Origin of the sequence: Stenotrophomonas sp. 2YAF22 (assembly GCF_052114665.1) — a bacterium.
Lineage (GTDB): Bacteria > Pseudomonadota > Gammaproteobacteria > Xanthomonadales > Xanthomonadaceae > Stenotrophomonas > Stenotrophomonas indicatrix.
Window position 1 is genome coordinate 1 of sequence record NZ_JBFRFE010000045.1, and the last position, 12,529, is coordinate 12,529.

Annotated in this window: 11 protein-coding genes; 5 read left to right on the plus strand and 6 right to left on the minus strand. The window is 68.7% G+C overall.

What is annotated here, in order from left to right:
* The coding region (locus AB4Y84_RS03415) for an SDR family oxidoreductase (RefSeq protein WP_442249770.1) at positions 1–702 on the plus strand (702 nt) is incomplete at its 5' end.
* Here AB4Y84_RS03415 and AB4Y84_RS03420 read toward each other — a convergent pair.
* On the minus strand, positions 699–1,778 hold the full coding sequence (locus tag AB4Y84_RS03420) for a serine hydrolase domain-containing protein (protein ID WP_442249771.1): 1,080 nt from the start codon (positions 1,776–1,778) through the stop codon (positions 699–701). The two genes, AB4Y84_RS03415 and AB4Y84_RS03420, sit on opposite strands and share 4 nt — an antisense overlap.
* 229 nt (positions 1,779–2,007) lie before the next feature.
* Between AB4Y84_RS03420 and AB4Y84_RS03425 the strand changes: the two genes are divergently transcribed.
* Together AB4Y84_RS03425 and AB4Y84_RS03430 are read left to right on the plus strand one after the other, a co-directional pair.
* Positions 2,008–2,394, plus strand: a complete 387-nt coding sequence (locus AB4Y84_RS03425) for a BlaI/MecI/CopY family transcriptional regulator (protein WP_025876036.1) — start codon at positions 2,008–2,010, stop codon at positions 2,392–2,394.
* Between the two features lie 3 nt (positions 2,395–2,397).
* The gene (locus tag AB4Y84_RS03430; RefSeq protein WP_442249772.1) at positions 2,398–4,341 is read left to right on the plus strand and encodes a M56 family metallopeptidase; all 1,944 of its coding nucleotides are present in this window, start codon (positions 2,398–2,400) and stop codon (positions 4,339–4,341) included.
* Positions 4,342–4,426: 85 nt separating this feature from the next.
* Here AB4Y84_RS03430 and AB4Y84_RS03435 read toward each other — a convergent pair whose 3' ends face one another.
* The 4 genes from AB4Y84_RS03435 to AB4Y84_RS03450 all read right to left on the minus strand — a co-directional run bounded on the left by AB4Y84_RS03435 (position 4,427) and on the right by AB4Y84_RS03450 (position 9,649).
* Positions 4,427–4,750, minus strand: coding sequence for an I78 family peptidase inhibitor (locus tag AB4Y84_RS03435; protein WP_025876032.1), 324 nt, complete (start codon positions 4,748–4,750; stop codon positions 4,427–4,429).
* 89 nt (positions 4,751–4,839) lie between these two features.
* Entirely contained in the window at positions 4,840–5,859 is a 1,020-nt protein-coding gene (locus AB4Y84_RS03440) for a ribonuclease H-like domain-containing protein (protein WP_442243946.1), read from the minus strand.
* Positions 5,856–8,345: a DEAD/DEAH box helicase gene (locus AB4Y84_RS03445; protein ID WP_442243947.1), complete on the minus strand. Its 2,490-nt coding sequence runs from the start codon at positions 8,343–8,345 to the stop codon at positions 5,856–5,858. The genes AB4Y84_RS03440 and AB4Y84_RS03445 overlap by 4 nt, the downstream gene beginning before the upstream one ends.
* Before the next feature lie 83 nt (positions 8,346–8,428).
* Positions 8,429–9,649 carry a hypothetical protein gene (locus tag AB4Y84_RS03450; RefSeq protein ID WP_442249773.1) on the minus strand — a complete coding sequence of 407 codons (1,221 nt, stop codon included), beginning with the start codon at positions 9,647–9,649 and terminating at the stop codon, positions 8,429–8,431.
* Between the two features lie 249 nt (positions 9,650–9,898).
* On the opposite strand from AB4Y84_RS03450, the gene AB4Y84_RS03455 reads away from it, so the two are divergent.
* On the plus strand, positions 9,899–10,429 hold the full coding sequence (locus tag AB4Y84_RS03455; RefSeq protein WP_099786312.1) for a hypothetical protein: 531 nt from the start codon (positions 9,899–9,901) through the stop codon (positions 10,427–10,429).
* 37 nt (positions 10,430–10,466) lie between these two features.
* The gene (locus tag AB4Y84_RS03460) at positions 10,467–11,132 is read left to right on the plus strand and encodes a hypothetical protein (RefSeq protein ID WP_442243949.1); all 666 of its coding nucleotides are present in this window, start codon (positions 10,467–10,469) and stop codon (positions 11,130–11,132) included.
* Between the two features lie 164 nt (positions 11,133–11,296).
* Here AB4Y84_RS03460 and AB4Y84_RS03465 read toward each other — a convergent pair.
* A partial coding sequence (locus tag AB4Y84_RS03465; RefSeq protein ID WP_442249774.1) for a hypothetical protein occupies positions 11,297–12,529 on the minus strand: 1,233 nt, incomplete at its 5' end.

A 12,529-nucleotide genomic window follows, 5' to 3' on the forward strand; every position in this document is an offset into this window, starting at 1 on the left:
GGCATCGGCCGTGCGGTGGCGGTACTGTTCGCCCGCGAAGGCGCCGACGTTGCCGTGCTGCATCTGGACGAAGCCAAGGACGCCGAGTTGACCCGCCAGCATGTGGAAAAAGAGGGCGGCCGCTGCGTGGTGATCGCTGGCGACGTACGCGACCCCCGCTTCTGCAACAAGGCCGTCAAGCAGGTGGCCAAGGCGTTTGGCGGCATCGACATCCTGGTCAACAACGCGGCGTTCCAGCTGCACTGCGAACGGCTGGAAGACCTGGAAGATGCGCATCTGCAGGAAACCCTGCAGACCAACATCGGCGGCTACATCCAGATGGCGCGCGCAGTGCTGCCACACCTGGGCGAGGGCGCCAGCATCATCAACACCGGTTCGGAAACCGGTCTGTTCGGCAGCAAGGCATTGATTGATTACTCGGCCACCAAGGGCGCGATCCATGCGTTCACCAAGGCGCTGGCCAGCCAGTTGCTGCCGCGCGGCATCCGGGTCAACTGTGTGGCGCCCGGCCCGGTGTGGACGCCGTTGAACCCGGCCGACAAGCAGGCGAAGGATGTGGCCGAGTTCGGCAAGGACAGTGACATGGGCCGGCCGGCACAGCCCGAAGAACTGTCGCCGGCCTATGTGTTCCTGGCCTCGCCGGCCTGCGCCAGCTACATCAGCGGGGTGATCCTGCCGGTGATGGGCGGGCCGCGCGGCTAGCGCGCGGCAGCAACACCCTTGGGCGCGGCAGTGTAGAAGCCGGYGATGCGCGGTATGAACTGCTGCGGATTGGCGCCGACCAGATTGGTCAGCACGACAACGGCGAGTTCGCGCTCGGGATAGACGATGAAGGCCGAGCGCGCACCGCCCATGCCACCCACCTGCAGGTCGGGTGCGGTGTTGAACACCGGCCAGCCTGCGGCCCAGTCGCCGGCACTGCCATCATTGAGGTGTTCGGGCGACCACATCTGTTGCACCGCGCGCAGCTCCAGCAGGCGTCCCTCCTGCAGTGCAACCAACCAGCGCGCGGTGTCATCGGCCGTGGTGAGGATGCCGCCGCCGGCCCACAGGCTGGGCGGCATGTCGTAGAACCAGTGCGACAGGCGTGGCGTCGCATCCTTTGCATYGGTGGCGCGTGGCAGGTAGCTGTACATCGTCGCCGCATCCGGGATCAGGTCGTAGCTGTCGCCGAACGTGGTGCGTGCCATGCGCGCGGTGGAGAACTGGCCGGTGGCCAGGAAGCGTTCGTAGGGCATGCCGGATTGCCGCGCGATGATCCTCGCCAGCAGCAGGTAGTTGGTCTGGTTGTACTGGAAACGCTCGCCGGCCCTGGCCTCTGCCGGCAGCGCGCGGACCGCCTGCCATGCGTCCTGTTCCGAGCCCCCACCCAGCAATCCCTCTGCATCGAGGATGTCGGGCAGGCCGGAAGTGTGGGCGAGCAGCTGGCGCACCCGCACCGCCCGCCAGCTTTCGGGCAGGTCGTCGAGATAGCGCGCGATGGGCGCGTCCAGATCCACCCGCCCGTCCTGTGCCAGCTGCGCCAGAGCGACGCCGGTGAAGGATTTGGTGGCCGAGTTGAGCGGGAACCGGGTGCTGCGGGTGGCGACCACGCCGTTCTCGACGTTGGCCAGCCCATAGGTTTCCGACAGCACCACCTGGCCTTCCTTGACCACCGCGATCTGCAGGCCCGGGATGCGCTGTTCCTGCATGATCTGGCGGATGAAACGACGGGTCTGGTCGTTGGCCTGGTCCTGGTTGGCGGAGACGGCGGCGAAGGGCAGCAGGCTGATGATCATGAGCAGGGTTCGTAGCGTCTGGCGAGGCATGCGGGTTCCCGGAGGGCGGAAAGATCGGCGGCGGTGACGGCCGCCGCAGGCGACAGGCCATGGGTCGGATGCGCGCCCGGCGTAAAAGGTTTAAGCCGGCTGCGCGCCCTACCGTTCGTCGGCCCATGACTTCCGGGGGGTTGACTACAGGTGTCGTCATGGCAACAGTGGCGACACGTGTAGTCAAGGGAGTGTTGTCATGCGTGGCAAGACCATCGGGGACCAGGAACTGGCCCTGCTGCAGTATGTGGATGAGCAGGCACCGGCCAGCGTCGGCGAGGTCGCCAGCGGCTATGGTGAACCGCGCGGACTGGCCCGGTCCACGGTGTTGACGATGATGGAGCGCCTGCGCGCCAAGGGTTACCTGCAGCGCAGGCAGCAGCAGGGTGTCTACCGTTACCAGCCCACCCGTGGCCCGGAGAGCGTGCTGCAGGGCGCCGTTGCCCAGTTCGTCGACAACACGCTGCAGGGCTCGGTGTCGCCATTCGTGGCGTACCTGTCGCAGCGGCAGAAGGTCAGCGACAACGAACTGGCCGAACTGGAAGCGCTGGTGGCCGAACTGCAATCGCGTCGCCAGGAGGACTGAGCCATGGATACCTCGATGTTGATTCCGATGCTGGAACGGCTGGGTTGGACCAGCCTGCAGACCGTGCTGCTGGTGGCGCTGGTGTACCTGCTGTGCCGCGCGCTGCCGGCACTGTCGGCGGCCACCCGCTGCCGGTTGTGGTGGCTGGTGTCGCTGCAGGCGGTGGTCGGTCTGTTGTGGAGCCAACCGCTGCAGCTGGCCTGGTTGCCCGCACCCGATGCGGTGGCAATGACGACCGTGGATCTTGCGGCGGACGCGATATATACGATGGCACCGGAGGCATCGGCGCACCTGCTGGCGAACACGCCGATGGGTGATGTCGGCAGCACCCCGGTGGCCTGGTGGGCGTTGGCCCTGGCCGCGCTGTGGATGTCCGGTGTACTGCTGATGGCGTTGCGGACCTTCGGCGAATGGCGCCGTTGCCGTGCGCTGCTGGCGGCGTCGTATCCGTGCGAGGACCAGGCGCTGGTGCAGGCGCTGCAGCTGGCCTCGGATGCGCACGGCCTGCGCCGCGCGCCGCGCCTGTGGATGAGCGACCAGGTGGACGCGCCGCAGCTGGTCGGGCYGTTCCGTCCGGTGCTGCTGCTGCCGGCGGGAATGAACGCGCTGCAGGGCGATGCGCTGGACCTGGCGCTGACCCACGAGCTGCAACACCTGCAGCGTCGTGACCTGCAGTGGGGGCTGCTGCCTGCCTTGGCCCAGCACCTGTTCTTCTTCCATCCGCTGCTGCGCCTGGCCGTGCGCGAATACGCCCAAGCCCGCGAGGAAGCCGTGGATGCGGCGGTGGTCGGCCAGCACGGTGCCAGCCGCCATGCCTATGGCCGGTTGCTGCTGCAGCTGGGTGTGGCGCCGCAGCCACACCTCGGCGTGGCCAGCGCAGCGCCCAGCACCACCAGCCTCAAGCGCCGCCTGCTGTCGCTGCAGTCGCACCGGGCGTGCCCACGCCTGCTGGCCGTCGGCTTGACGCTGGTTGTATTGGCCGTGGGCGTGGCGCCGATGCGGCTGGTGGCCGCGCCGGTCCCGCCTGCACCGCCGGCACCGCCGCGCGCTGTGCCCGCGCCGCCGCCGCCGCCCGCAGCACCCCCGGCACCGGCAGCGCCGCCTGCCGCAGCGGTACCGGCAGAGCCGGCCGACTGGGCCGAGCCGGCAGAACCCGCCGAGCCTGAGGAACCTGCCGACGTCAATGAAGACGAGGAGCAGGACGCAGGCACCCATGCGCACTCGCAGACCACCATCGTCACCCATGGCCAGCTGGATCTGGGTACGCCGCCACAGCAGGCCTTCGTCCTCGTTGATCACGGCCAGGCGTTCGCCAATGCCGGCATGGACGATGTGATGCAGGCGCGCAGCCGGCTTGGTGACGGCCCCGCCCTGTGGTTCCGCCAGGGCGACAAGCGCTACGTCGTGCGCGATCCGATGCTGATCCAGTCGTTGCAGCGTGCCTATGCCGGCGCCGTCGACCTGAGCCGCCAGCAGAGTGAACTGGGGCGCCAGCAGAGTGTGCTGGGTCGTCAGCAGGGCCAGCTCGGCCGCGAGCAGGGCGAGCTGGGCAGGCTGCAGGGCGAAGAGGCGCGTGAAATCGCCCTCGCAGCCGCACGGGCTGCACGCAGTGCGATCAACGATCGCGACATCAATCGCGAAGCGGCAGCCGAAGCGGCGCGGGCCACCCGTGGCGCGGTGGACGATGCGAAGATTGCGCGCCAGGCCGCGGCTGAAGCACAGCGCGCATCACAGGTTGCCCGCAACCAGGCGCTGCAGTCCGAGCGTAGCCGCGAGATGAGCCGACTCGCCAGCCAGCAGGCCGCGCTGGGAAGCCAGCAGGCGGCACTGGGCAGTCAACAGGCCGCGTTGGGTGAGCGCCAGGCACGGCTGCAGGCACAGGCAGCGAAGCAGGCAGAGCAGGTCATCGCGCGTGCGCTGGCCAGCGGCAAGGCCGAGCGGCTCTGACAGAGCGGAGCGCCGGGCCATGCCCGGCGCCCGCAGCGGCGCGTATGCGAATGGAATCCGCCGGGCAGGGCCCGGCGCTACCCCATCAGCCGCAGCTGGCGCGCTCGATACGGTTCTGTGCGTCCACCTGCACGGTCACCCGGTCCTGGCGGAAGTCCATGGTCACCGCCATCCCCGGTTTGACCACGCGTGCGTTGCGCGCGCCACTGTCGGCCACCAGCTTCTTGATCGTCGCTTCGTCGGCGGTCTTGCCGGTGAATGCGTCCAGCGCCTCGGGGCGGCACTCCTGCGGACCATCGGACACCTTGGCCGGCAGGCTGCCGGCATCGGCAGAGGCGTTGCCACCGGCATGGCTGCAGGCGGCCAGCGGCAGGATGGCCGCAAGCAGCAACAGGGGGGATCGACGCATGGCAGTACTCCTGGGTGGTGTTCAGTAGCGGCAGTGTCGCCGAGCCCTGTGTCAGTGATGTCAACGCGGCCTGGATCCGCCCTCTCCGTTCATCCGCTTACCAGCGCCAGGGTCTCCCGTTCGCGCTGCTCTTCCCGCACCAACCGCTGCAGCAGCAGCGCCAGGGTCACCACGTCCTGGTGGTTGTGGTCGGCCACCCGGCGCAGATTCAGCGCATCGCCGCCGCGCAGGAAGCGCAGCCATGCGGCGGGGGCTTCCGAGCCGGGCAGGTCATCTTCGCGCACCACGCGCAGCAGTTGCCGCTCGATGGTGGACAGCTTGCAGTTCTCCCACGTACCGCGGTAACGGCGGCGAGTGGGATACAGCAGGTCGACATGGTCCAGCGCGGTGATGGGATCGGCCTGGCGGGCCAGCCGATAGCGCGTCTTCAGCAGAGGGGCGTCGTAGCTGCGGCCGTTGTAGCTGCAGAACACGGTATGCGGCTGCAGCCAGCCGGCGAAAGCGGCCAGCATCTCCTCCTCGGCAGCCATCGTCGACATCAGCAGCTGGCGGATGCGCAGGCCTTCGCCACGCTGCGGGCACACATGCCAGTCGGCGGCACCGATCATGAAGGCGCGAGTGCCGGTGCCGCCGGCCAGGCCGGTGGTCTCGGTATCGAAGAACAGCAGGTCGCGCGCAGCCACGTGCTCACCCTCGCGCTTGGCGAAGGCCAGCGACAGCGGCATGGCGGGAATCGGCTGCGGCAGCAGTGACTCGATCAGGAACAGGCCGGGCGCAATCTCGTTGCCGGGCAGTTGGCGATCCTGCGCGCTGGCGCGTGCCGGCGCAGGGCCACCCCGCGAGCGCATGCCGAGCAGGCGATGCAGGCTGCCGACCTCGGGCCGTCGCAGTGCTGCTGGCGCAGGCGTGGTGGTGGCGGTGCCGGTCGGCTTGTGGCGGATCTCCTGTTCCACCCAGGCAAACACCGAACGCTCGGCCGGTGGCTGCCGCGCATCGTTGGCGGCCATCAGTGCCGGCGGCGTCTGCTGCGTCGGCGCGGCAGGCGTGGCTGCTTTCGGGTCACCGGCCTGCTTGCGAAGCAGCCGCAGCTTGTCCAGGCTCAGGCTCACGGGGCGATCAGCTCCATCGGGTCGCGTGTGCTCACCACCACATCGGCCACCTGCTGGCAGGCCTGCGCATCGAACAGGTCGAGCACGCGCAGCGCCAGCGCACGTGGCGAGGTTTCATCCTGTTCCTGCGCGGCCAGCACCGGACCGACGCAGGCCGGGCAACCCGCCTTGCAGTCGCAGCGCTGTACCAGTTCGCGCGCGCGCTGCACCAGCTCGGCCTGGCGCTGCCACAGCGGCTCGCTCAGGCCGACGCCACCGGGGAAATTGTCGTACAGGTATACGGTCGGCACGAATTCCTGCAGCAGTTCCACCGCGCCAGGCTCGCCATCGCTGCCCCGCAGCTGGCCGCGCCCGCTTTGGTCGGCAATCGCGATCCAGGTGCCATCGCCGTTGCCCACCGACTTCTGCAGGTCGCGCGCATCGGCCATCACCGCCACCGTGGCTACGATGTGCAGTGCATAGGCGGCGCCGAGGAACCCATCCAGCGCATCCTGCTTGCTGGCGAAGGCGCGCAGCAGCAGCGCCTGCGGCAGCTGCCACCACACCGCGGTGGTGTGCAGTTCCTGGTCGGGCAGGTTGACCGGGCCGTAGCCGATGTTCTCGTGGGTGTAGTAGCGGATCTTCTTGTAACCGGCCACGCGGCGCACCACGTGCACTTCGCCATGGTGCGAATCACCACGGCCGGCCACGCCGCCATCGAAACGGTCCAGCACCTTGAGCTTGGTGAAGTCGATGCTGTCGGTGTAGTAGTCCACGTGGGTGCGGGTGACGTAGGCCTTGCGGCCTTCCCAGTCCAGCGTTTCCACCTGGTAGGGCGTGGACTGCACCATGTGGATGGCGCCCTCGTACAGGGTCAGCGCGGCAGCGGAGTAGTCCACCTCGGCGATGATCTGCTGGCGGCCATCGCTGCGGTCGACCACGACGAAGTTGCCATCGGCCACGGCGCGCAGGCTGACTGCGTTGGCCGGATAGCTGTCGGCGATCCACTCCCAGCGTTCGCCTTCGCGGTGGATCACTTCGGTTTCGGCCAGTGCTTCAAGGAACACCTCCGGATCGATCGGGCCGAAGCCATCGCCGACCCGGAACGGCAGTTCGAACGCCGCGCAGCGGATGTGATCGAACAGGATCAACGGCTGGTCGGGCGCGATGCGTGCGTGTTCCGGCGACGCCTCGGCGAAGAAGTCCGGATGGCGCACCACGTACTGGTCCAGCGGCTGCGAACTGGCCACCATCACTCCGAGTGCTGGCTGCTGGCGGCGTCCGGCGCGGCCGAAGCGCTGCCAGGTGGCAGCCACGCTGCCGGGATAACCGTTGAGGATCACCACGTCCAGGCTGCCGATATCCACGCCCAGTTCCAGCGCCGAGGTGCTGACGATACCGTCGATGTTGCCCGCCCGCATCGCACGCTCGGTCTCGCGGCGCTCGGTGGGCAGGTAGCCGCCGCGGTAGGCGCGGATGCGTGGTGGCTTGCGCGGGTCGTGGTCGAAGATGTCCTTCAGGTACTTGGTCAGCACCTCCACCATCAGCCGGGTCTGCGCGAACACCAGCGTTTTCAGGCCGGACTTGATCGCGATGCGGGCGATGCGGTTGCTCTGCGAGCGCGCCGAGGCACGCAGGCCCAGGTCGGGGTTGATCACCGGCGGATTCCACAGCAGCACCTGCTTCGGCCCGCTGGGTGCACCGGATTCGGTGATGGCGGTGACCGGTGCTTCGATCAGCGCCTCGGCATGCGCCTGCGGGTTGCCGATGGTGGCCGAGCACAGGATGAACTGCGGTTGCACCCCGTAGAACGCGCAGATGCGCTTGAGCCGGCGCAGCACGTTGGTGACATGGCTGCCGAACACGCCGCGATAGGTGTGCACTTCGTCGATGACGATGTAGCGCAGGTTCTCGAAGAACTGCGCCCACTTGGTGTGATGCGGCAGGATCGCCTGGTGCAGCATGTCCGGGTTGGAGACCACGATGTCGCCATGCAGGCGGATCGCCTGCCGCGCGTCGCCCGGGGTGTCGCCGTCGAAGGTGAAGGCCTTCACCCCGAGGTCGCCGGCGCGGTTGAGCTCCAGCAGTTCGGCCACCTGGTCCTGGGCCAGTGCCTTGGTCGGGAACAGGTACAGCGCCTTGGCCTTGTCCTGCATGGCGGCGCTGACCACCGGCAGGGTGTAGCACAGCGACTTGCCGCTGGCAGTGGGGGTGACGATGGCCACGTGCTCGCCACGCTGGCTGGCCTCCCAGGCCTCTGCCTGGTGGCTGTAGAGCTGCTCGATGCCGCGTGCCTTCAGCGCGGCGGCCAGCGCCGGTGGCACGGAATCGGGAATCGGCGCATAGCGGCCTTCGCGGCCGGGAATGGCGAAGCTGCCGGTGATGCGATCCTGGTAGCGGCGCTGCAGGCGTGCACTGAGCAGTGCGCCATCGCGTGCGGGCAGGCCATCACGGGTGGCGAGCTGCTGCTCCGCATCGGCGGTGCGCTTGGCGAGTTCGTAGGCCATGGGAAGTGGATTTTCAGGGGATCACATGGCACCACAAATGGGTCTCACGATGTGAGACATCCGCAGCGGGCGGCGTGAACCATTCAGCGCGTTGGTGGCATGCGTGCAGCCAGTGCCGCGCTGCGCCGTGCGTGGCACCGCAGGTGCCGGCGCCACCGATGGATGGCCTGCACCAGATGCCACAGCCCGGTGGCGGCGGTGAGCGGCCACCACACTCCATGCATCAGCCTGAGCGCATCACGGGTGTGCTGCCGGGAGATGCCCGCCGGCAGTTCGACGAACATTCCGCCGAACAGCAGTACGCACAGCATCAACCCCAGCCATGCCAGGCTCCACGTCGCCCCAGCGGAGGAAAACCGGACACGGTCCTCGGCCAGGGACCACTCCCGGCCCGCGCCCAAGACCATGCCATCGCATTGGCGGATATCCAGTGTGAGGTGCTGCCCACTACGGAAACGCTTGGACGCCAGCCACTCCGCAGGCAGCTGCACGCGGTGGTCGCTGCCCAGTAGCCAGCAGGGCGGATGGTGTGGGTGCAGCATGAGCTTGTTGAGCCTGCCGCTGAGCTGCAGAACCGGTTGCGGCGCACCTGGGCCACGCTGGCGTGGCCATGCCATCCACACGGCGGTGCCGGCCACGGCGCACAGCGGAAGACCCAGCAACAGCCGCCACCACAGCGCGACGTCGATCTGCAGCGCGGGCAGCGCCGCCAGCGCAAGCAGCGCGATGACAATGCCCGGCCAGCGAACGCCATCACCCCGGCGCATCGCCACTTCGGCCGCCGTCTCCAGCCGCTGTCCGTGGACCGCGCACGCAGCAATTGGCCGCACGATGCGCCGTTTGCGTTGCAGTGGTCCCTCGAAGGCGGCCGCATGCTCGGCTTCCTCGGCAGCCACCCGGTGCCGGGCACCGACAATGTGGAATCCATTCAAGCGGACTACCAGAGCGGCGTCGCCAGCCAGGACGACCTCTGCGTGATTGTCTACGGCAACATGCTGCCAGGCATCGAATGGCAGCAGCACGGCAACGTCACCGAGCCCGGCCGAATGGAAGGGGCGGTTGCCGAAGCCAGACGGTCCGCTGAAAGCCCCCGACAGCACGCGCACCTGTGTGTCGTGCGTCCGCCCGCTGAGCGCACGCAGCGTGGCAAGTGCAGCATCTTCATCTTCGGTGAGCGGACGTGAGGGGGGATTGCGCCGCAGCAGGTGCAGGGCAGCGCGTGCATCCGACGCCCACTGCAGGTAGCAGGCCACCAGCATCGCCAGCAGCACCGCAAGCAGGAGGAGGGTCGCAGCGGGCGACATCAGCAGCATCCCAGCAGGCGTGAGTGATCGCAGCAGCGGGGCGGTGGCAGGCTCATCGGCGTGAAGGTGCTCAGAGGGGCCTGCAGGCTCATGGCATGCTTCGGCGTGCGCAATGCAAATCATTGCAAGGTGCGTGGCGGCTGCGCGGAACCGTGAGGACGGGCACAAGCTGAACGCCGGCGGCGCCCCCAACGAAATCTGAAGCCCGCACCCGTATCCTCGGCATCTGGACGCAACAGGCAAGGGCCGATGGCTGTGGCAAAACGGGCAACGCAGGGAGCACTTCTGGCCGGCATGCTGCTGGCGGGCATCGCGCACGCGCAGCAGACGACGCCGGTGGCCGTACCCGTGCCCACGCCTGATCCCGTACCGGCGCCTGCCGTGCCGCTCGCCGCTGATGACGCGCCCGTGGTCGTGCCGCCTGCGCAGGGGAACGTCACCACGCTGGGCGAAGTGCGCGCGCTCAAACCCGAAGACGACCAGCCGCTGGACCTGTACCGCTTCAAGAACCCGATGCGCGCGGAGAACAACCGCTTCAGCCGCGACTGGAGTGAGCCGCCCTCGCCCGAGCAGGTCAGCATGGGCGGCGGTTACATCATGATGGGCGTGGTCAAGGGCGTGATGGCTGCGGCCAAGGGCCTGAACAAGATCACCGGCGGCCCGGACCAGATCCAGTCGGCCATCGCCCGGCCGCCACCGGAACTGAGCGCCGAGCAGCAACGGCGCGCGCTGCAGTTCTGCGCCCAGCAGGACGGTTGCGGCGCGCCTCCGGAGAAGTAGGCGTTATCCTGCGGGCCTTCCCTTCGAGGCTGCCTGGATGCTGCTGCGTACCCTGTTCCTGCTTGCAACGCTGAGCCCGCTTGCCGCGTCCGCCAGCGACCTGACCGATGGCGGTTCGTGCCGCAATGGCGCGTTCCCTTCGGAACAATCGGGCTTTGCCCTGGCCAAGGTGGTGGGCACGCCGCGCCTGTACCTGCTGGGCGACATGGACGGCTGCCCGGCCAAGGGCGAACCCGCCTGCAGCCAGCGCAGCTACGTGGTGAGTGGCGATACGGTGGTGACCGGGCGTGATCTTGGTCGCTACCGCTGCGCGTTCTTCCCGAACAAGGTGGGTGGCAGCGCAGGCTGGGTGGATCGCAGCAAGCTGCAGGCGTTGCCGGTACCCGCGCCGACGCTGCAGGCCTGGTCCGGAGACTGGAAGGACAGTGACAACGGCCTGCGCATCCGCGTGCGTGACGGCCAGCTGCACGTGGAAGGCGATGCCTACTGGCCCTCGGCCAACCCGACACCGGCAGAACGCCCGGGCGGCCCGAACATCGGCGCGGTAAGCGCACAGGCAGTACCGCGTGGTGCCCAGGTCGACTTCGTGGAGGACACCTGCACGGTGCACGCGCAGCTGCTGGGCGATGTGCTGATCGTGGCCGACAACAGCGAGTGCGGCGGCATGAACGTGCGCTTCAACGGTGTGTATCGGCGCAAGTAGAGCCACGCCTTGCGTGGATGAAACGCGYGGACGGCCCGGCGCCAACCAAGGCGGGCATCTACCCTGCACGGCATCAGTAGATCCACGCCATGCGTGGATGGTGTTCGCGACTCAATCGGTGGGGTCAGAGCCCTTTCGCAGGCGAAAGGGATCCGACCCCGGGATCAGCGTCGGCGCTCCAGCCACCACAGCAGCGATGCGCACAGTACGAACGCCAACCACCACGGCCAGCGCGGCCCTGRTACACGCTGGCTCGCCTGCGCGGTTGCCGGCGCCGCAGTGGCCAGCCGTTGCGTGGTGGCATCGATCATCGCCTGCCGATGCATCGCAGGGGCCTGCTTCGGATCGAACACGTACCGCCAATGCGTGCGGTCGCCGTGCTGCAAGCGCTGCCAACCAGCTTGACGCGGCCACCAGCCCGCGCATCGTGCTGTGCCGGTGGTGCTGTCGACAATCAGCGGCACGCCATCGCCGCGTCCGTCGAAGGCCCGCAGCGGTGCCTGCACGCCGCACAGTGACTGCCGYTCGCCGGCCCAGGCCAGTGCCTGTGGCGACCACGGTCCTTCGGTACCGGGCTGCGCGCGAGCGAGGGAGGTGAACACCGTGCTCCACAACTCACCGTGGCGATCCTCGCGACCGGCCAGTACCCAGCGCCAGCTGTCAGTGATCGGCAGCAGCCCGATGCGTCCCTTGCCAACGGCGCGCCACCCACCGATGGGCTTGCTGTCGCGATCCTGCAGCAGGGGGCGGCTGTCGGCTGCCTGCAGCGCCAGGTACTCCAGCGCCGGCAGCGCCGCGGCGTGCGACGCGCGGTCGGCGTCTTCGCCATCAGCGGTGGGCAGAGTGCCGGCGGCAAGCGGCCCGCGACGTGCCTGCAGCATCGTTGCGTCACCCTCGCCGGGCATTGCCGCAACCTGGCTGCCGGCATCGCCCTGCACGGGCAGGCCGAGATCGCGCAGGCGTTGCCGTGCGCTGGCTGATGGCGCGCCGGTACTGCGCACCAGCAGGCCGAGGCCATCGCGCAGGGCCTGGCGCACGGCCGCCAGCTGAGCGGCACCGAGCGCAGCCAGGCTGCGTTCGTCGAGCAGCAGCAGATCGCTGCGCGCCAGCGTGGAGGCGTCCAACGCCACGTTGCCGTCGCCCAGGCTGAGGCCTGCGCCGGTCTCGGCCTGCACCTGTACGCGGATGCCGGCATCGGTGGCCCAGCGCCGCAGGTACTTCAGTTCGGCGCCGGGGGCAGCCGAGCGCACCAGCACGCGCAGCGGAGCGGCGGCCCGTGTCTGCTGGGGCACCGGCACGCTGTCGGCCACATGGCCCTGCGCATCCAGCAAGCGCAGCTGGAACACGCTGCGGCCTTCGGCGCGGGTGACGCCGCTGAGCTGTACACGGCCATCCTC

Bases quoted from the DNA above. Each gene is read 5' to 3' on its own strand.
- AB4Y84_RS03425 (WP_025876036.1), top strand. From the start codon at position 2,008: ATGCGTGGCAAGACCATCGGGGACCAGGAACTGGCCCTGCTGCAGTAT.
- AB4Y84_RS03435 (WP_025876032.1), bottom strand. From the start codon at position 4,750: ATGCGTCGATCCCCCCTGTTGCTGCTTGCGGCCATCCTGCCGCTGGCC.
- AB4Y84_RS03445 (WP_442243947.1), bottom strand. From the start codon at position 8,345: ATGGCCTACGAACTCGCCAAGCGCACCGCCGATGCGGAGCAGCAGCTC.
- AB4Y84_RS03450 (WP_442249773.1), bottom strand. From the start codon at position 9,649: ATGTCGCCCGCTGCGACCCTCCTCCTGCTTGCGGTGCTGCTGGCGATG.
- AB4Y84_RS03455 (WP_099786312.1), top strand. From the start codon at position 9,899: ATGGCTGTGGCAAAACGGGCAACGCAGGGAGCACTTCTGGCCGGCATG.
- AB4Y84_RS03460 (WP_442243949.1), top strand. From the start codon at position 10,467: ATGCTGCTGCGTACCCTGTTCCTGCTTGCAACGCTGAGCCCGCTTGCC.